At 45.5% G+C, this 18,154-nt stretch carries 18 protein-coding genes; 9 read left to right on the top strand and 9 right to left on the bottom strand.

Annotation, left to right across the window (positions count from 1 at the left end):
* Window positions 1-3: 3 nt before the first annotated feature.
* From gldE to mutY, 3 genes are all read right to left on the bottom strand, one after another.
* Window positions 4-1,347 carry a gliding motility-associated protein GldE gene (gene gldE / locus OL444_RS02100; RefSeq protein ID WP_264734901.1) on the bottom strand — a complete coding sequence of 448 codons (1,344 nt, stop codon included), beginning with the start codon at window positions 1,345-1,347 and terminating at the stop codon, window positions 4-6.
* 136 nt (window positions 1,348-1,483) lie between these two features.
* Window positions 1,484-1,945, bottom strand: a complete 462-nt coding sequence (locus OL444_RS02095) for a single-stranded DNA-binding protein (protein ID WP_264734902.1) — start codon at window positions 1,943-1,945, stop codon at window positions 1,484-1,486.
* 195 nt (window positions 1,946-2,140) lie between these two features.
* On the bottom strand, window positions 2,141-3,214 hold the full coding sequence (gene mutY / locus OL444_RS02090) for an A/G-specific adenine glycosylase (protein ID WP_264734903.1): 1,074 nt from the start codon (window positions 3,212-3,214) through the stop codon (window positions 2,141-2,143).
* 220 nt (window positions 3,215-3,434) lie between these two features.
* Here mutY and OL444_RS02085 point away from each other — a divergent pair, with 220 nt between their 5' ends.
* The 3 genes from OL444_RS02085 to OL444_RS02070 all read left to right on the top strand — a co-directional run bounded on the left by OL444_RS02085 (window position 3,435) and on the right by OL444_RS02070 (window position 6,594).
* On the top strand, window positions 3,435-3,722 hold the full coding sequence (locus OL444_RS02085; RefSeq protein ID WP_073084475.1) for an HU family DNA-binding protein: 288 nt from the start codon (window positions 3,435-3,437) through the stop codon (window positions 3,720-3,722).
* 24 nt (window positions 3,723-3,746) lie between these two features.
* Complete coding sequence (locus OL444_RS02080; protein ID WP_264734904.1) at window positions 3,747-4,589, top strand: tetratricopeptide repeat protein; 843 nt, start codon at window positions 3,747-3,749, stop codon at window positions 4,587-4,589.
* Window positions 4,590-5,043: 454 nt separating this feature from the next.
* The gene (locus OL444_RS02070) at window positions 5,044-6,594 is read left to right on the top strand and encodes an Rne/Rng family ribonuclease (RefSeq protein ID WP_264734905.1); all 1,551 of its coding nucleotides are present in this window, start codon (window positions 5,044-5,046) and stop codon (window positions 6,592-6,594) included.
* Between the two features lie 55 nt (window positions 6,595-6,649).
* Here the strand turns inward: OL444_RS02070 and OL444_RS02065 are convergent, their stop codons facing one another.
* Window positions 6,650-6,973: a cupin domain-containing protein gene (locus tag OL444_RS02065; protein ID WP_264734906.1), complete on the bottom strand. Its 324-nt coding sequence runs from the start codon at window positions 6,971-6,973 to the stop codon at window positions 6,650-6,652.
* 165 nt (window positions 6,974-7,138) lie between these two features.
* Here OL444_RS02065 and OL444_RS02060 point away from each other — a divergent pair, with 165 nt between their 5' ends.
* Complete coding sequence (locus tag OL444_RS02060; RefSeq protein WP_264734907.1) at window positions 7,139-8,812, top strand: L,D-transpeptidase family protein; 1,674 nt, start codon at window positions 7,139-7,141, stop codon at window positions 8,810-8,812.
* 87 nt (window positions 8,813-8,899) lie between these two features.
* On the opposite strand, the gene OL444_RS02055 is transcribed toward OL444_RS02060, so the two are convergent.
* Window positions 8,900-9,280: a RidA family protein gene (locus OL444_RS02055; RefSeq protein WP_264734908.1), complete on the bottom strand. Its 381-nt coding sequence runs from the start codon at window positions 9,278-9,280 to the stop codon at window positions 8,900-8,902.
* Between the two features lie 98 nt (window positions 9,281-9,378).
* Here OL444_RS02055 and OL444_RS02050 point away from each other — a divergent pair, with 98 nt between their 5' ends.
* The 5 genes from OL444_RS02050 to OL444_RS02030 all read left to right on the top strand — a co-directional run bounded on the left by OL444_RS02050 (window position 9,379) and on the right by OL444_RS02030 (window position 13,432).
* A complete protein-coding gene (locus tag OL444_RS02050; protein WP_264734909.1) occupies window positions 9,379-10,041 on the top strand; it encodes a 3-hydroxyacyl-CoA dehydrogenase family protein in 663 nt (220 codons plus the stop codon).
* An 8-nt stretch (window positions 10,042-10,049) separates the two neighbouring features.
* The gene (gene tsaB / locus OL444_RS02045) at window positions 10,050-10,727 is read left to right on the top strand and encodes a tRNA (adenosine(37)-N6)-threonylcarbamoyltransferase complex dimerization subunit type 1 TsaB (protein WP_264734910.1); all 678 of its coding nucleotides are present in this window, start codon (window positions 10,050-10,052) and stop codon (window positions 10,725-10,727) included.
* A 213-nt stretch (window positions 10,728-10,940) separates the two neighbouring features.
* Window positions 10,941-11,300, top strand: coding sequence for an ArsR/SmtB family transcription factor (locus OL444_RS02040; RefSeq protein ID WP_012788619.1), 360 nt, complete (start codon window positions 10,941-10,943; stop codon window positions 11,298-11,300).
* A gap of 134 nt (window positions 11,301-11,434) precedes the next feature.
* Window positions 11,435-12,838, top strand: coding sequence for an MBL fold metallo-hydrolase (locus OL444_RS02035; protein ID WP_264734911.1), 1,404 nt, complete (start codon window positions 11,435-11,437; stop codon window positions 12,836-12,838).
* 114 nt (window positions 12,839-12,952) lie between these two features.
* Window positions 12,953-13,432 carry a BON domain-containing protein gene (locus tag OL444_RS02030; protein WP_264734912.1) on the top strand — a complete coding sequence of 160 codons (480 nt, stop codon included), beginning with the start codon at window positions 12,953-12,955 and terminating at the stop codon, window positions 13,430-13,432.
* A gap of 18 nt (window positions 13,433-13,450) precedes the next feature.
* On the opposite strand, the gene OL444_RS02025 is transcribed toward OL444_RS02030, so the two are convergent.
* The 4 genes from OL444_RS02025 to OL444_RS02010 are packed head-to-tail and all read right to left on the bottom strand — an operon-like array spanning window position 13,451 to window position 18,147.
* On the bottom strand, window positions 13,451-14,326 hold the full coding sequence (locus tag OL444_RS02025; protein WP_264734913.1) for a lysophospholipid acyltransferase family protein: 876 nt from the start codon (window positions 14,324-14,326) through the stop codon (window positions 13,451-13,453).
* A 53-nt stretch (window positions 14,327-14,379) separates the two neighbouring features.
* A complete protein-coding gene (gene nadB, locus OL444_RS02020) occupies window positions 14,380-15,978 on the bottom strand; it encodes an L-aspartate oxidase (RefSeq protein WP_264734914.1) in 1,599 nt (532 codons plus the stop codon).
* Window positions 15,979-16,032: 54 nt separating this feature from the next.
* Window positions 16,033-16,749, bottom strand: a complete 717-nt coding sequence (locus tag OL444_RS02015) for a lysoplasmalogenase (protein WP_264734915.1) — start codon at window positions 16,747-16,749, stop codon at window positions 16,033-16,035.
* Between the two features lie 33 nt (window positions 16,750-16,782).
* A complete protein-coding gene (locus tag OL444_RS02010; protein WP_264734916.1) occupies window positions 16,783-18,147 on the bottom strand; it encodes a sensor histidine kinase in 1,365 nt (454 codons plus the stop codon).
* Window positions 18,148-18,154 lie beyond the last annotated feature (7 nt).

The raw sequence follows: 18,154 nt of genomic DNA, 5'->3' as shown, positions 1-18,154 counted from the left end.
GGCTTATATCTTATCCGTAGCATCCGGTCTGATGGTAACCTGTACTTTCTGGATACGCATTTTATTTACTTCCAGTACAGTGAAATCGAAGTTGGTATAATTGATAACGCTGTTTTCTTCCGGAAATTTTCCTGCCAGTTCAAGGATCAGGCCTCCGAGGGAATCGCTTTCTCCTTTTACATGTTCAAAAGTATCAGGGGAGATGTTCATGATGCGGCAAACATCATTCAGCATGGTTTTGCCTTCAAAAACATAGGTGAAGTTGTCTACTTTGCTGTAGTTGAATTCTTCTTCATCGAATTCATCTTTGATATCGCCGATCACTTCTTCCATAATGTCTTCAAGGGTAACGATACCGGAGGTACCGCCAAACTCGTCTACCACTACGGCAAAATGCATACGTCTGCTCTGGAATTCACTCAGGAGGTCCTCAATCAGTTTATGACCGTGTACGAAGAATGGTTGCCGCATTACTTCATGCCAGTCGAAGCTGTTGCCTTTATCCAGGTGGGGGAGTAGGTCTTTGGTGTGGATAACACCTACGATATTATCCAGGTTCTCTTTATAAACAGGCAGCCGGGAGTAGTGTAATTCAGCTACGCGCTGGGTCACCTGTTCAAAGTTGCTGTTATATTCCATGCCGTTTACATCGAGACGGCCACGCATGATCTGTTTAACGGTGATGTTGCCGAATTTGAGAATGCCTTTCAGGATATTTTTTTCTTCCTGGGAGGCGGTAGGATCTACGCTCATCTCAATGGCTTCATCAATTTCCTGGTAGTTGACAGGGCCGCTGCCGCGGTTAAAGAACCGGGCTTCGATGCTGCCACTGAGGCTGACGAAGAAATCGCTGACAGGTTCGAGGGTCGCATGAATGAGGCTGACGAACCAGGCGAAGTAGGTGGCAAAACGAATATTGTTTTGCGCTGCCCATACGCGGGGGAGTATTTGTCCGAAGAACAGCAATACCAGACATATAGCGGCTACCCTTACTACAAATGAAACGACAGGGAGGGTTTCCAGGTCTTCCATCTGGGTAACGAGGTAGTTGGTGATCATAATAAATGCGATCATCAGGAGGATACCGGCTATTTGCAGGGTAGCCAGCAAGGATTTGGGCTTCTCCAGTAATTTGGTAATTAATTTACCGGAAGCATTCTGACGGGTCTTGAGTACGTTCAGGTCTTTATAGTTCAAAGAAAAAAACGCGACTTCTGCACCGGAAACGATGAAGGTAAGCAGTAGTATGATAAAGAGAACAAGCAGAAAAACCACCATGTTAGGGGTGGCAATCGGTGCATTAGCTTGTAAGAGATAGGATACGTTGCTTGCCGAATGGATATCCAAGATATTCAACTTTGATGTAAATAATCAAAAAAACAAAGGGAAAGTAAATCACTGAAATGCCTTCCCTGCACGCAAATATAAGTAATGTCCCATTATGGGATTATGTACATCGAAAACTTAATATTTTTATTTGCAACTAAAATGGCAGATCGTCTGCGGGCTCGTTCAGCGAAGGTGGAATTTCCAGATTGTTGGGGAAATTTTCTCCGGAAGCAGAGCTGGCGCCACTGTGGTGGGGGATGGGGTGGTCTTGGTTGTTGAGGTCCATGCGTTTGTCCAGCATTACCAGGTTGTCTCCTACAACTTCAGTAGCAAACTTTTTGTTGCCTTCCTTGTCTTCCCAGCTGCGGGTGCGCAAACGTCCTTCAATATATACCAGGCTTCCTTTGTGCAGATATTTCTGTGCAAGTTCTGCTAATCCCCGCCAAAGCACTACTGTATGCCATTCGGTTTGTGATATAAGTTTGCCGGCCCTGTCTTTGAACGTTTCAGTGGTTGCCAGTGAAAACTTTGCCACGGCGATATTTCCTTCCAGAAACTGTACATCCGGATCTCTGCCCAAATTGCCTATCAGGATTACTTTATTAACACCTCTCATAGTTGTAGGTTTTTTTAGTCTATTGTTAAAAAGTTCTTCTTTTTTAAATAAACAACCTTCTTAAAGTTAATATTTTTTTCTAATCGATAGTGAAAAATTTCTCACTGTGAACTGGTATCGGTGGCGGCGAAGCTCATCGGATAATGTTTAAGTGCCTTAGTTGTTAATATATATTTTTATTTATAATTTGTTTGATCAGAATAATTGCATGCTGTGTTGTTGCAGGAAACTGGTAATAGTTTTTGGAAAAGCGTAGTTATTGAGTTCGGTGCCGGGAACCAGCATCCAATCCTGCTGTGCCAGTGGCTTTTTAACAGCTACCGTAATAAACCGGGTATGGATGGTTTGATGGGTGAGCTGTTGTTTGAAGGGGGCAGATATGTTTTCCACGGTGCCTGGTGAGCTTTTAAAGATGTTCTGAAAAGCGGGCGCTGCCTGCAAATGAGTAATATCGGTAGGCTCGTCCGTTTCTATCAGGATAAATTCGTGCAGGTTTTGCCAGATATCATTTTCCGTTCTTTTGCGGATATAGATGTTATCTTCCAGGGTAACCAGCAGGTAGTTGAAATAGCGTTTTTTGATCTGCAGTTTTTTGGTTTTGACGGGTAATACCGCCACCAGCTGCTGTTGCCGGGCTATACACTTTCTGTTGAGCGGGCAATCGTTGCAGGTTGGCTGCTGGGGTTTGCATACCACGGCGCCGAAGTCCATGATACTTTGGTTATATTCAGCAGCTGCCGCGGCTGGCAGGAGTGCCTGCGCCAGTTCTCCGAATTGTTTCTTCCCGGCAGTGCTGTCTATCGGGGTATCGATGCCAAAATACCGGGCCAGTACACGATATACGTTGCCATCGAGTACGGCGTGGGGCAGGTTAAAGGCAAAGGAAGCAACGGCAGCGGCCGTATAGGGGCCAATGCCTTTGAGGGCTTTGATCTGGTCGTATTGATCCGGGAACTTCCCCTGGTATTGATCGGTAATTTCCCGGGCGGCGGCGAGCATGTTTTTACAGCGGGCGTAATAGCCCAACCCTTGCCAGAGGCGGAATACCTCTTCTTCGGGCGCCTGGGCCAGGTCTGTTACGGTGGGGTAGTGCTGAATGAACCGCTCATAATACGGCCAGCCTTGTTCCACGCGGGTTTGCTGGAGAATAATTTCCGATAGCCAGATGCGGTATGGATTTTTTTCACCTTTCCAGGGCATGTTGCGGGAATTGGCTTCCCGGTTCCATTCCAGTAATTTTTCGGTAAAAAAAAGTCGCGATGCGGTCATTTATATATTATTTTAATAAAATTATTTAGTAAATTGATATGGTAAATGCTGTCCCATGAACCCTATAAAGTACTACAGTTACTCATATCCGGGCCTGCAAATAAATATAAATTATCACCAATACAGTTATAAGAAAAAATGATAAAATTTATTTGCTTAAAATTCAGCAATTAAAATTTTTAAATTAACTTTGAGAGTAAAGTAATCCTCTCGCTTTCATATGAGAAAAGCTGATTTAATTAACAACATTGCTGAAAAAACCGGCATCCCCAAAGTAGATGTATTAGTAACACTTGAGGCTATGTTTAAAGAGGTGAAAGAAGCTCTTGCCAATGGTGAACACATTTACATCCGAGGGTTTGGTAGTTTTATCACAAAGAAAAGAGCCGCCAAGATTGGCCGTAACATTAAGAAGAACGTGGCTGTGGAGATCCCTGAGCATTTTATCCCGGCATTCAAACCTTCGAAAGAATTTGTTGCTGAGGTAAAGAAGCTCAAAAGTTCTTAATTTTGCAGCCTAATATTTTAGGCCGTGCAAAAATCACAAGTTCTCTTAGTTGGTGCTGCTGTAGCATTATTGGTGGTATTATTCGCCTTTGGCCGTACTGTACCCCGGTCAGATAAGAAACCTATGTCATCTGCCGCTCCCTCACAGGGCGGTCAGAGTGTAGAATCTATTGCCTTCTCCGAACTCCTGGAAACAGCCAAGGGAAAAATTCCGGCAGAAAAACTTTTACTTGTTAATACAATTGAAACCAATGTGGTGCGTGGGGATGTGAAAACCCAGCAAATAGCCGCCTACAAACAATTGTACTCCACCTGGGATAGTCTTAATCAACTTCCTGTGGCAGCATATTACCTCGGCGAAGCCGCTAAATTGGAAAATTCCGAAAAAAGCCTCACCTTTGCAGCCAATTTATTTTTAGCCCACCTGCAACATGCTCAAGATCCGCGTATTGCAAAATGGGAAGCTGAACAAGCGATTGGTTTGTTTGATCAGGCCATTAAACTGAACCCGGCAAATGATACACTGAAAATTTCGCAGGCCATGGTATACATGAATACCGGCGAACCAATGACAGGAGTAGCAAAGCTGAGGGAAGTAGTGGCAGCAAATCCGGATAATATAGACGCTCAGGTTACTTTAGCAAACCTGGCTATAACATCGGGTCAATACGATAAAGCTATCGAAAGACTGGAAGGAGTCGCCAAAAAACATCCGGGTAATGCAAAAGTATTATTCGTTCTGGCGGAATCCTATAAAAGTAAAGGGGATAAAAAGAAAGCCATTGAACTGTTTGAACAAAGCAAACATTTCATGACAGATCCGGAACTGAAGAAGGAAGTAGATAGTTATATTAAAACTATTCAATAATATTTATTTTTCAATCATTTAAAAACGTATCAGCGTATGCCTTGCGGTAAGAAAAGAAAAAGACATAAAATTGCCACTCACAAGCGTAAAAAAAGACTGAGAAAGAACCGGCATAAAAAAGGTAAGAAATAATTACTCCAGTTTCCCGCCATTTATACTAATCAGGTATTACCCCGGCGCGGCGGTCGGATAAAATTTTTCATATATCCTGCATGATTCTAGCATTTATACTTAAATTGCTATAGTCATGCAGGTTGTTTCCATAGATCCCCGCACAGAATTCTCCGGATATTGCCTGCAGTGATCGCTGAACCCTTAAGCAATCCATCATCACGAACGTGAAGAATACGCTAACTTTATATAGTTAGCTATTGTCTGGTATGCAGTAAGCTGTTCTTAAATAGCTGTGTGCATAGCATAAAGGTGAAGTTTTAAAGGTTAAAATTTTGGACGCTTGAACAAGGAACTTATTATAAATGCGGCTCCCACAGGTGTGGAAATTGCGTTGCTGGAAGATAAAAAGTTAGTCGAATTACATCACGAAAGTGGTAATCCTAACTTCGCAGTAGGCGATTTATACCTGGGCAAGGTTAAAAAGCTGATTCCCGGCTTAAACGCTGCCTTTGTGGACGTAGGCTTCGAAAAGGACGCCTTTCTGCATTACACGGATCTCAGCCCATATATCCGATCCATTCTTAAATTTACACAAACAGCCATCAGCGATAAAACCCCTGAAGGATTTGATTTTACTAAATTTAAAAATGAGCCGGAAATAGTAAAGACCGGGAAAATTACTGATGTATTGGGCGGTAAACCCAATATCCTCGTACAAATTCTGAAAGAACCCATTTCTTCTAAAGGCCCGCGCCTAAGCTGTGAAATCTCTTTACCCGGAAGATTTATAGTGTTAACACCCTTTAACGATATTGTTGCGGTCTCTAAAAAGATCCACTCTTCCGAAGAAAGAAAAAGATTACAGAAAATTGTAGAGGCAATCAAAACACCCAACTTTGGGGTGATTGTCCGCACAGCTGCAGAAGGAAAGAAAACAGCAGAATTACACGAAGATCTGACTACGCTCGTGCAAACCTGGAAAAACATTCAGGCAAACCTGAATGGTGGCCAGGCGCCGCAAAAAATACTGAGCGAGCAGACAAAAACCACCAGCATCCTCCGCGACCTGCTGAATGAGAGCTTTAACCGTATCGTAGTCAACGATAAAAATATCTATACCGACGCAAAAACCTACATCCAGAAAATTGCACCGGAAAAACAGGATATTGTTAACTACTACAATAACGGTTCTCCCATCTTCGATAACTTTGGTATCACCCGCCAGGTAAAGGCTTCTTTCGGTAAAACCGTGAACCTCGACAGTGGCGTATACCTCATTATTGAAGCTACAGAAGCATTGCATGTAGTGGATGTAAACAGTGGCTACAAAAGCTCCAGCAATAACCAGGAACAGAACGCACTGGCCTCCAACCTGGAAGCTGCCGCTGAAATAGCCCGCCAGCTCAGATTAAGAGATCTCGGAGGTATTATTATCATCGACTTCATTGATATGAAGCTGCCGGATAATAAAAAAGCCATCTTCGAAGCCATGGAGAAATTTATGGCGCAAGACCGGGCAAAACATACCATTCTGCCGATCTCCAAATTTGGCCTGATGCAGATTACCCGCCAACGGGTAAAACCAGAGATTACCATATCGGTAGCAGAAGATTGCCCAACCTGTAAAGGAACCGGCAAAATCGGTGCTTCCATGCTGATCCTCGAGGATATTGAAAAAAACCTGCAATACCTGCTCAATCACCAGCATAAAGGACTGACCATCCGGGTACATCCTATCCTCTATGCTTACCTTACCAAAGGTTTTCTGGTATCAAAACAATGGAAATGGTATTTCCAATACAAAAAATGGGTTAAACTTAAGGCAGATGCCAATTTCCATCTGACCGAATACCGTTTCTTTGATGCCAATGATGAAGAAATAAAACTGTAAACCAGGATTAAAATAATTCAGAAAGACAGCAATCCACGATTGCTGTCTTTTTTGTTTATCTGTAATCATCCCGCGCAGGACTGAAACTGTCTATCAGTTTACAGGCAGTAACTGCCCGGCCGCCATGCAGGGCATGGGGTGGAATCACCAGCACATCGTGCTGCTGCAATAAATGTTTCTCTCCATCCAGCTCCATCTCAAAGCTGCCTTCCGTGACATAGGTAATCTGTTCGTGCGGATGCTGATGTAAGGGAGATACAGCTCCTGCTGCAATTTCCCAGAAAGCCAGGGTGGACTTTTCACCATGTACAAAGCGGCCCTGAAAGCCGGGAATCGTATGTTTGGCCGGAATATCATGTACGGTAATTACCTGGGTCATACGGGTATCGGTTTAGGTAATAAATATAATTCATTACCTCAGATTTTGCAGCCGGTCTGCACGCCCGGTTTATATATTTCCTATTTTTACGCCTGTTAATGCAGCATAATCCCAATAGATAATTGTCATGTTTGTTCATTGTAATTAAATACACCCATTACGCATATGGTTATACGTTTTTATGCCTCACTTGTTTTGCTGACACTCTTTGCCTTCGCTGCCTGCCAGCAGCAGAGCGGATCACGGAAAAGAATGAAAGCGCGCGACACCACCCATTATACCAAACAGGAGTATATCGAACAGTCTCTGGACAGCAATTTTGTCAATAGCTTCCTGCAGGGCAATGCATCCTATGATGCCTATGATGAATACATCCGCAACTTTTACCGTAAACGTGATTTCCACTATGCCTGGATCAACAAAGACGGACTGACAGAACAGGCGGGCAACTTCATCAATATGATGAAAAATGATGCGACCTATGGGATCAAAGACAGCAGTCTGATGAACCCGGAACTGCAAAAACTGACAGATACCCTGTTGGTCAGTGATGTAGGCTTAAAGCCGGGTAATCCGGCCATCCCTCGTATTGAGATGCTGCTCACGGCACAGTTTTTTGCCTATGGCAACAAAGTATGGAGCGGTATTACAGCAGATTCGGCAAAAGACCTGGAATGGTTTATTCCCCGTAAAAAAATAGACATGGAAAGCCTGCTGGATTCCATGATGAATAAAAAAGGCAATGCCTTTGAAGACGACGAACCGGTAAACAGGCAATATAAACTGCTGCGGGGCGAGCTGAAAAAGCTGGCTAACCTGGAAGCCACTACGAAATGGGACTCCCTGAAAGCAACCACTAAAACCTTTAAGAAAGGCGATTCCGACACAGCTATCGCCCAGGTGAAAATCAGACTGGAAGCATTGGGTGACCTGCCGGGAACGGACAGCAGCGGACGATTTACCGCTGCCCTGGACACCGCAGTGCGCAGCTTTCAGCACAGAATGGGCCTGAAGTCCGACGGTATTATTAAACAAAGTGTGCTGACTGCCCTGAACGTACCGCTGCAGCAACGTATCCGCCAGGTGCTGCTGAATATGGAGCGGCTTCGCTGGGTACCGATTGAACCGGCTACAGACTATATTCTGGTGAATATTCCGGAATTTGAAATGCACGTATATGAAAAAGGAAACAAGCTGGTATGGAGTTGCAATGTAGTGGTAGGAAAGCCTGGTGCGAGCACGGTTATTTTCAGTAAAGAGCTGCGTCATGTGGTATTCAGCCCTTATTGGAATGTACCTCCGGGCATCCTGGCGAAAGAGGTATTGCCAGGTCTTAAACGTGGTGCAGGATCCTATCTGGCCCGTCAGAACATGGAAATCGTAGGCGCCAGCGGTAAAACCATTGCGCCGGGATCTATCAACTGGAGCAAATATAGTGGTGGAAACTTCCCTTATGTGGTAAGACAAAAGCCTGGTGGCCGCAACTCCCTGGGTAAAGTGAAATTCCTCTTCCCCAATGAGTATAATATTTACCTGCATGATACGCCCGCCCGTTACCTGTTTGGTGAAAACAAACGGTCTTTCAGCCATGGCTGCATCCGGGTAGCAGAACCTAAGCACCTGGCAGAATGGTTACTACGCGCTGATTCCAGCTGGACTTCTCAAAAAATTGATGAGGCCATGAACGCGGGTAAAGAGAAGTATGTAACTGTGAAAGATAAGGTGCCCGTATTTATCGGCTATTTCACCGCCTTTGTGGATAGCTATGGCCGGCTGAATTTCCGCGACGACGTGTATGGTCACGACGCCCGGCTGGCAGCTACGTTGTTTGGTAAATAAACCGGTGGTTATCTGCCGTATGGTATAAAACAAGCCGCATTTCCCGGAACCTGTCCGGAAATGCGGCTTGTTTGTTTCTACTATTTTTTACAGCGTTGCGATCACGGAAATTTCCACGTCTACGCCTTTGGGTAATCCGGATACCTGTACGGTTTCACGGGCAGGATAGTCACCTGTGAAATAGCTGCCGTATACTTCATTTACCTGCGCGAAATTATTCATGTCGGTCAGGAAGATGGTCGTTTTAACGACGTTTTTGAAGCTGGCGCCGGCTTCTGTGAGAATAGCCTGCAGGTTTTTCATCACCTGGTGTGTTTCATCCTGAATACCGGATTTTACCAGCTCATTGGAAACAGGGTCCAGGGGAATTTGTCCGGATACAAACAGCAGGTTACCGGTTTTTACCGATTGGTTATAAGGCCCGATAGGAGCGGGCGCGTTGGTAGTATTGATGATTTGCTTTTCCATGAAGGCGAAAATAATTAATAATTGAGAACGCACCGATATGGAAAAAGCAGATGTGCTATAATTAATGATTCTTTATTAGGTTTGCCGAAATTTAGCGCATGAATATCCTGGTAATAGCAGATGCACAGCGATTTGAAGAGTTGCAGCAGAAGGGACTGGCCAAGCATGAAGTGCAATGGAAAACGAGTCTGGAAGAGGTTTTATCGATTAAGGTATTTGACCTGGTGATTGACCTGATCTTTGACGATCGTCCGGAACACGCAGCCGTATATGCCAAAAATCCCGGTGTACCGGTGCTGGCAGGTATGGTTAAAACGTCGCTGGCGGAAGTCATGAATCAGTATGCCTTTGAACAGGGATTTAATATCGTGGGATGTAACTTCCTGCCGGGATTCATCCGGATGCCGGTAACGGAAGTGACTGTGCTGGACGACGAACAAAAATCCACACTGGACCAGCTGATGTATCAGCTGAACTGGGAATATGCGGTAGTAGCCGATCATGTAGGGATGGTAACACCTTTGGTGGTATGTATGATCATCAATGAGGCTTACCTCACTGCAGCGGAAGGTACTGCTTCCCGGGAAGACATTGATATTTCCATGAAGCTGGGAACAAACTATCCCTTTGGGCCGTTTGAATGGTGTGAAATGATAGGCGTCAAGCATGTATATGAAGTGCTGAAAGCAGCACAGCATGCTACCGGAGATGACCGTTATGAAGCAGCTGCATTATTGCAAACAGAATACGAAGCGATTTAAGCATACACATGGCACTTATACTGAATATAGATACGGCTACCACCAGGGGCTCCGTGAGCCTGGCGCAGGATGGGAAAGTGTTGGATACACTGGTGAATGAGCAGCAGCAGGACCATGCAGCTACCATGATTTTATTTGTACAGCAATTGCTGGAATCGCATCATATAACGGCTGCTGCACTGGATGCAGTGGCCGTAAGTGCAGGGCCGGGCTCTTACACCGGATTACGTGTAGGTGTGGCCACTGCCAAAGGTTTGTGTTATGCCTGGAATAAGCCGCTGCTGGCTATTTCCACCCTGCAGATGATGGCGCAGGGCATGCATAGTATATTAGGGGAGGATACCGCCTGGTATTGCCCTATGCTGGATGCACGCCGCCAGGAAGTGTTTACGGCTATCTATGATGCGGCCGGCCGGGAATTGTTGCCGCCACAGGCGATGATTCTTACACCGGAAGCATTCAGTGCTGAATTAGCGCAGCAAAAGATTGTTTTTTTTGGTGATGGCAGTGCCAAATGGGCGCAGTTATTACCGCCGCAGGCACATGCCCTGTTTACCGAATATGAAATAAATGCCGCACATATGGTTCCGCTTTCGGAACAGGCTTTCCAACAAAAATCCTTCGCAGATCTGGCTTATTTCAGCCCTTTTTATCTGAAACCATTTTATTTTCCACAAAAATCATAACACGTCCGTTTGATTTGTCATAATATTGTCAAATTACATCTAATTTGCAAGTATCCATCGGTTATATATGATAAAATAAGGTATGGAAATTTTTTTTATTGTGACAGATATTATATTTTTGTATAAATCGATTACCGCGATTGTTGTCTAACTTTTTGCGAGTACTGTCCGTTGATCCCTTTCATTTCATCATTTTTTTAAAACTATTATGCGATGGAAAAAACATTATTAACTACCTCTTCTAATACTCTTATTATTTCTAGAGGTACCAATGAAAAAGACCAGATCAAATTGGATTACATTGCCGTTAAGAAAGCCGCTATGGTTTTGCGTGCTATCAACCATAAGCTCCGTCAGCAGATGATTAAGTTGTTGGAAGATCACAAAAAAATGACCGTGACCGAGATTTATGTGAAGTTACGTCTGGAACAATCAGTAGCATCGCAACATCTTGCCATATTAAGGCGTGCAGGCATAGTAATTACAGAGAGAGATGGTAAGTTTATTCACTACACCATCAATAAGCAACGTATTGCTGAAGTGGCGAAGTTTGTGGAAGAACTTGTTGGTTAGCAGTTTTGCCCCGTATGTTATGCGGAAGAAAGTTATATAAAAAAGTAGCCATACGGCTACTTTTTTATTTTGGTATAGATTTTATCCATAAGTTGACCGCCGTATAATTTGTAAATTTGTGAAAATCAAAGACCATGTTCGTTAAGCAATTGTACACCAACTGTTTGTCTGAGGCAGCCTATTTCATTGAATCAGATGGAGTAGCGGTAGTCATAGACCCGCTGCGTGATATCGATGTATATCTGGATCTTGCCAAAGAACGGAATGCCACCATTAAATACATTTTTGAAACACATTTCCACGCGGATTTTGTGTCGGGTCACCTGGACCTGGCAGCAGCTACCGGTGCAAAAATTGTGTTTGGCCCGGATGCAGAAACCAACTTTGAAGCATATGTAGCCAAAGACAATGAAACCTTTGCCATTGGAGCCCTTACCATACAGGTATTGCACACGCCCGGCCACACACTGGAATCTTCCTGTTATTTATTGCTGGACGAAAAACAAGCACCTTATGCCCTCTTTACCGGCGATACCCTGTTTGTGGGTGATGTAGGTCGTCCGGATCTTTTCAGCGGTAACCAAACCAAAGAAGAACTGGCAGCCCTGTTGTTTGATTCACTGAACAACAAAATCAAAACCTTGCCGGATCATGTCATCGTATACCCGGCACACGGTCCTGGATCGGCCTGTGGTAAAAACCTGGGTCCTAACACCTATAGCACGATCGGGGATGAAAAAGCAGGCAACTACGCACTGCTGGCTACTGAAAAGGATAAATTCATTGAAGAAGTAACAGAAGGCTTAAGTACACCGCCTTCTTATTTTCCGATCAATGCCAAAATAAACAAGGAAGGATATGATGCCCTGCAGGCAGTGATGGAAAAAGCGCTGCAACCATTGTCTCCGGCCGATTTCAAGGCTACGGCGAAAGCTGGCGCCCTGATCCTGGATACCCGTCCGGCCATTGAATTTGGAAATGGTTTTGTACCCGGCGCTATCAGCATTGGTCTGGAAGGACGCTTTGCTGAATGGGCAGGCAGCTTGTTACCATTCGATCAGGATATCATTCTGATAACACCGGAAGGAAAAGAAGAAGAAACCATTGTAAGAATGGCGCGGGTAGGTTTTGATAACGTTACCGGCTATCTGAAAGGTGGTTATCCTGCCTGGGTAGCTGCAAATGAAGCCATCGATATGATTATTACCGTAGAAGCAGATGAACTGGCCATGGATATTCCACATGATGAACACCTCGTCATCGTGGATGTACGCAAGCCAATGGAATTTGCCAACGGGCATATCAAAGATGCCTTTAACCTGCCGCTGGGCGATTTAACGGATCCTGGGAAAATGGCGCACTTCAATGACCTCGATAACCTGTATGTACATTGCCAGGGAGGCTACCGCAGCATCATTGCCTGCTCTATCCTGAAAAAGGAAGGTATCCATAACCTCCGGAATGTAGATGGCGGTTTTGCCAAGATGAAAGAAGAGCCCAAACTACAGGTGGTACAGGAGAAAACAGTATTGAACTAATCCATAGCAGATAGTTAAAAACGCCTCTTTCCGAAGAGGCGTTTTTTTTATGCCTGGAAGCTTTGTCTGCTTTTAGCCCGGTATTTGTTGGCGATATCTGCAAAAGTTTTAGCCATGCATTACAAATCCTTGATGATCGGTTGCCTGATGGGGATTTTTTTCAGTGCCTGCACCCCCTCAGATACTGCCATCCAGCAAACCGTAAATGAGAAGCTGAGTGTGATCCCCGGTATAGCGGCAGCGGTAAAAGAAGGGCATGTTACCCTGAGTGGTACTGTTATTGATGAAGTGGCCAAAACGGCTGCAGAAGAGGCCCTGAGAGGCGTAAAAGGAGTAACGGCAGTAACCAACAATATTCAGGTGCTCTCCGAAACGCCACCACAGGTAACAGTAGCAGACAACCCCGATATCATATTAAAACATACCCTGGACAGTGCTTTCACAGCTGCCGGATGGCAGGACATCTCCATAACAGTGGTAAATGGTGAGGTGACACTGGAAGGAACCGCCCGCAAAAAACAATTACACAGCATTTTGCAAGCAGCCCAACAGCCGCAGACCCGTAAAATCAATAATAAACTGAAACTGAAATAACGCCCGACAACAACCCGCTTATTGCGCGTTATTGCTATTACCTGGCCATTGGTGTTTCCACCGGCGATGACTCCATACCCATACTTCGGGTTGTTCGTAGATGTTTTTTTCGAGGTAACGTACAAAGGTCTCCGTGATTTTTCCTTCCGGTTCCTGTTGCGGTTTATCGAAAGCCAGTTTTAATTCGGCTTTATAGTAACCGCGTTTTACTTTGCGGATGTCTACAAACACCACCGGAATATCGCTGCGTTTAGCGCCCATTTCCGGGCCTTTGTAGAATGGTGTCATTTTATTGAGGAAAGGGAACCAGTAACAACGGCGTGCATTACCGGGGTTTTGATCCGCTACCAGGGCAATCAGGTATTGCTGTTGTTGCCAGGGCTTCATGCTGTTGCTCATGTCGTTGGCAGGGATCAGAATGGTGCCGAATTTTTCCCGGAAATGCCGGAACATACGGTCGGCCGGTTTGCTGGTAAGCGGCATATATACCACCAGAAAAGGATACTTTACGCCCTGCATACAAAACAGGTTAGCCCATTCCCAGTTGAAGTTATGCCCCAGGTGCAGCTGACAGCTTTTTCCTTCCGCATATAATTGATGCAACACCGTCAGGTCGCACTGAAAGCGTTCCTGCAGGGAGTCTTTGCTCATGGTGAGCAGCTTGATGGTTTCCACCATCATATCGGTGAGGTTGCGATAATACTTTCCGGCCAGCAGGGAAATTTCTGCGGGCGACTTATCCGGGAAGGCCTGCCGCAGGTTCTCAAACACTACTTTCCTGCGATATCCAAAAACACGGTACACCAGGAAGTACAGCACATCACTGATGAAATACAGCACACGGAAAGGCAGTATCGAAAATCCATAACAAAAAGCAAGCAGCAGATAATACATATTCCTGAATGTTGTAAATGCCTCGCAAAGGTAATGAAAACCAGTGGTTTAGCTTACAATACAATATTTTGCACCAGTTCTGATTTGTAAGGATAATCTGTATTGAAGTGCAGGCCTCTGCTTTCCTTGCGGAAAGAGGCGCCTTTTACAATCAGGTAACCGGCGGTGATCATATTACGCAGTTCACACAATTGGGGTGATACGGCGGTTTGCTGATAGAGTTCCTCTGTTTCCGAATGGAGGATGTCGAGCCGGCGCATGGCGCGTTCCAGTCGCACATTGGTTCTGACAATACCTACGTAATCACTCATGATTTGCTTCAGCTCTTTCAGGCTTTGGGTGATGAGGATCATTTCGCGGGGAGCAGTCGTACCACGGGCATCCCAGTCGGGCACATTATCCCGGAAAGTAATAGAATCGATTTTGCTGGTAGCATCCATAAAACAACGATGGGCAAATACCATCGCTTCCAGGAGTGAGTTGGAGGCGAGGCGGTTGGCGCCATGAAGGCCGGTGCTGGCACATTCACCGCAGGCGTACAGGTTACGGATGGAGGTCAGGCCCCATTCGTTGGTTTTAATACCACCGCAACTGTAGTGTGCTGCCGGTGCTACCGGAATCATTTGTTCTTTGATATCGATGCCTGCAGCTTTGCAGGTTTCGTAAATATTGGGGAAGTGGTGAATGAATTTTTCGTGGTCCATATGCCGGCAATCGAGGTATACATGCTCGGTACCGGTGATTTTCATCTCACTGTCGATGGCGCGGGCTACAATGTCGCGGGGGGCAAGCGATAAGCGGGCATCATACTTATGCATGAAATCTTCTCCGTTGATATTGCGGAGAATACCCCCATCGCCCCGTACGGCTTCCGTAATCAGGAAAGACGGACTTACTCCCGGTTGATACAATGCCGTGGGATGGAATTGTATGAATTCCATGTTTTCAATACGTCCCTTTGCACGGTATACCATGGCTACGCCATCACCGCTGGCAATGCTGGGATTGGTAGTGGTGCGGTATACCTGTCCGTTGCCGCCGGAGGCCAGCAGCGTTACCTTGGCCAGGATCTTTTCCGTTTTTTTAGTGGTAAGATCCAGTACGTACACCCCATAGCATTCAATATCCGGGGTGGATTTGGTGACCAGATAGCCCAGGTGATGCTGGGTAAGCAGGTCTATCACGAAGCAGTGAGTGATCAGTTCTATATTGGGCCGGCGGTGAATGGCATCCAGTAAGGCGCGTTCTATTTCCTGTCCGGTGATGTCTTTGTGGTGTATAACCCGGAATACGGAGTGTCCGCCTTCACGGCCCAGGGAGAAGTCGCCATCCGGATTTTTGTCGAAGTTGGCGCCCCATTCAATGATTTCGTTTACCCGTTCCGGTCCTTCCGTGACCACCATTTCTACTATACGTTCATTACAGAGTCCGTCGCCGGCTACCAGGGTATCTTCAATATGTTGTTCGAAGCTGTCGTTCTCCAGGTCATTTACCACTGCTACGCCACCTTGGGCGTATTTGGTATTGGTTTCGTCTTCCCGGCTTTTGGTGATGATCGTGATCTTTTTATCCGGGCACTGCTGTGACACTTTCAGCGCATAGGTGAGCCCTGCAATTCCTGAACCGATGACAAGAAAATCTGTTTGTTGCATAGTCTGACAAAATTACGAATTACGGATCATGAATACCAGTTTTGGAAAGATAACTTAGTAAAGCATCTGCGACGACCGCGAAGGCTGCCAGTCATAGCCTGCAGCAATATCCCGGTAGTATTGTATGCTGCCGTATACCAGTCCCAGCTGAGCCAGTCCGTAGGTGAACATTACCAGTAGTCCGCCCTGCGGGAGCGGATGATAAAATTTCTCTACTGCAATGATCCCGTCTGAAATAAGAAAGAGTACAGATCCGATCATACAATACCAGCCTGCCGGTTGCTCCCGGAAGCGGAAGGCATGTAAAACACACTGTACTACCAATGAAACAGCCAATGCATACACTATAACGGGAACGGTTAAACTCCCGAGATAAGGCAGCAGGAATAATATGAAAACGATCAATACCGCTGCATGCAGAAATACCAGCGGGTATTTGCACAACGGGATCGGAAAGTTGGAGTATCTTATTTTCAGAAAGAAAAGCATATAGAGGATATGTGCCAGCAGGAAACTCCCGAGACCCGGCAAGAAATATTTGTCTGGCAACAACAGTAATACATCTCCCCCAAAAGAAAAAAATAAGGCAGCTACCAATAATATTTTCGACAGCCGGGGCATGGGGGCCTTACTTCCCAGGAAGTATATGGCCAGGATGATCATCAGCAGGGGTTTGGTAGCATAACGGAATATGCCTGCATGAAAGGCGATGAGTATCAGGTCGGCAAACAGGATGACACCGTAAAAAAGTGTCCATTTTGATTTGAACATGCTTGATCGGATTATATAACAATATAACGATTCTTACGCTCCCGTGTTTAACAACACGTAAAATGTAGTACCGTTACCATCGTGTCCGGGGCTCATTACTTTCAGTTGCCCGCCATGTAGCTGAATGATTTGTTGGGAAAGACTTAGTCCGATACCGGAGCCTTTTTTCTTGGTGGTAAAGAAGGGAATAAAAATCTTGTTCATGGCATCTTCGTCAATACCAGGGCCATTGTCGGTTACTTCAATACAAACCTGTTGGCCGCTGTTGAGATAAACGCGCATGCTGATCGCCGCATCGGCTGTGAATTCCAGGGCATCTATGGCGTTTTTTACCAGATTGATCAACACCATCTGCAGCTGGGATACGTCTGCATAGATCTCCATATTTTCTGCATCTACTTCCAGCGAAAACCGGATGTTGGCCTGTTTCAGATCGGCCTGGAAAAGATGGCTGACAGAATTCACCAGCGTTTTCACACTTACATTGGTAAACAGGGGTTGCGGCAGGGTAGTGTAATCCCGGTAGGCATTCACAAAGTTCATAATGCCTTTACTCCGGCTTTCTACTGTCTGCAGGGCCTCACGGAGATCCATGATACCTTCGGTATTGGTAGCTCCCGGTGCAATGTCCAGGTCTACTATTTCCTTCATGGTACCTATCAGAGAAACGATGGGGGTAACAGAATTCATAATTTCATGCCGCAGTATTTTCGTCAGGTTCTGCCAGGCATCCAGTTCTTTTTTCTGCAATTCGGCATGAATGTTCTGAATGGAAATCAGTTTTACCAGTCTGCCCTGTAACCGCACGGTGGCCGCATGAATAGAGAGTTGCTGGCCCTGCCGGGTAGCATACAAAATCTGCGTGCCTGCCTGCAGCTCCAGCAGTAGTTCTTCCAGGCCGGGATGTGCATTTTTTAGTTCGGAGAGATTACGGAGCCGGTAGATGCTCAGTAACCGGAAAGCGGCCGGGTTAATTAATTCTATTTTCCCGGTAGTATCAAAAGATAATACCCCGATACTGATGTGTTGCACAATGGTATCGATGTATTTCAGGTTGGCTTCTTTTTCCGCCCTGGTTTGCCGGAACGCTTCCAGTACTTCATTGAACTGGTGATTCAACATACTGAAGCTCTTGCCTAATTTGTTGTCGGCACTGAAACGGATAGAAAAGTCTTCATACCGGATAGATTCCAGGAAAAGCGTCAGCTTACGGTTGATGCGGTTGAGATAATAGTAGATATTGTACAACTGCAGGAATACCAGTGGTAGCAGCAGTAATGCCAACGGAGGAACCGCATGCATATACAGCCAAAGGGAGGTTCCCATGGTGAAAAAAAGGAGAATAACCCGTAGCCCTATATTAATGCTGAAACGATTCATGTGGAATACTTTTGCCATTGTGCTG

The sequence above is a fragment of the Chitinophaga nivalis genome, assembly GCF_025989125.1.
Lineage (GTDB): Bacteria > Bacteroidota > Bacteroidia > Chitinophagales > Chitinophagaceae > Chitinophaga > Chitinophaga nivalis.
The sequence above is the reverse complement of the archived record's forward strand: the minus strand, read 5'-3'. Positions and strand labels throughout refer to the sequence as shown.

What these genes read in the sequence shown, in the direction of transcription:
- OL444_RS02060 (WP_264734907.1), top strand. Translation starts at nt 7,139, where the DNA reads ATGGTTATACGTTTTTATGCCTCACTTGTTTTGCTGACACTCTTTGCC.
- OL444_RS02040 (WP_012788619.1), top strand. Translation starts at nt 10,941, where the DNA reads ATGGAAAAAACATTATTAACTACCTCTTCTAATACTCTTATTATTTCT.
- OL444_RS02055 (WP_264734908.1), bottom strand. Translation starts at nt 9,280, where the DNA reads ATGGAAAAGCAAATCATCAATACTACCAACGCGCCCGCTCCTATCGGG.
- OL444_RS02035 (WP_264734911.1), top strand. Translation starts at nt 11,435, where the DNA reads ATGTTCGTTAAGCAATTGTACACCAACTGTTTGTCTGAGGCAGCCTAT.
- OL444_RS02025 (WP_264734913.1), bottom strand. Translation starts at nt 14,326, where the DNA reads ATGTATTATCTGCTGCTTGCTTTTTGTTATGGATTTTCGATACTGCCT.
- OL444_RS02010 (WP_264734916.1), bottom strand. Translation starts at nt 18,147, where the DNA reads ATGGCAAAAGTATTCCACATGAATCGTTTCAGCATTAATATAGGGCTA.
- mutY (WP_264734903.1), bottom strand. Translation starts at nt 3,214, where the DNA reads ATGACCGCATCGCGACTTTTTTTTACCGAAAAATTACTGGAATGGAAC.
- OL444_RS02050 (WP_264734909.1), top strand. Translation starts at nt 9,379, where the DNA reads ATGAATATCCTGGTAATAGCAGATGCACAGCGATTTGAAGAGTTGCAG.
- nadB (WP_264734914.1), bottom strand. Translation starts at nt 15,978, where the DNA reads ATGCAACAAACAGATTTTCTTGTCATCGGTTCAGGAATTGCAGGGCTC.
- OL444_RS02065 (WP_264734906.1), bottom strand. Translation starts at nt 6,973, where the DNA reads ATGACCCAGGTAATTACCGTACATGATATTCCGGCCAAACATACGATT.
- OL444_RS02030 (WP_264734912.1), top strand. Translation starts at nt 12,953, where the DNA reads ATGCATTACAAATCCTTGATGATCGGTTGCCTGATGGGGATTTTTTTC.
- OL444_RS02015 (WP_264734915.1), bottom strand. Translation starts at nt 16,749, where the DNA reads ATGTTCAAATCAAAATGGACACTTTTTTACGGTGTCATCCTGTTTGCC.
- tsaB (WP_264734910.1), top strand. Translation starts at nt 10,050, where the DNA reads ATGGCACTTATACTGAATATAGATACGGCTACCACCAGGGGCTCCGTG.
- OL444_RS02095 (WP_264734902.1), bottom strand. Translation starts at nt 1,945, where the DNA reads ATGAGAGGTGTTAATAAAGTAATCCTGATAGGCAATTTGGGCAGAGAT.
- OL444_RS02085 (WP_073084475.1), top strand. Translation starts at nt 3,435, where the DNA reads ATGAGAAAAGCTGATTTAATTAACAACATTGCTGAAAAAACCGGCATC.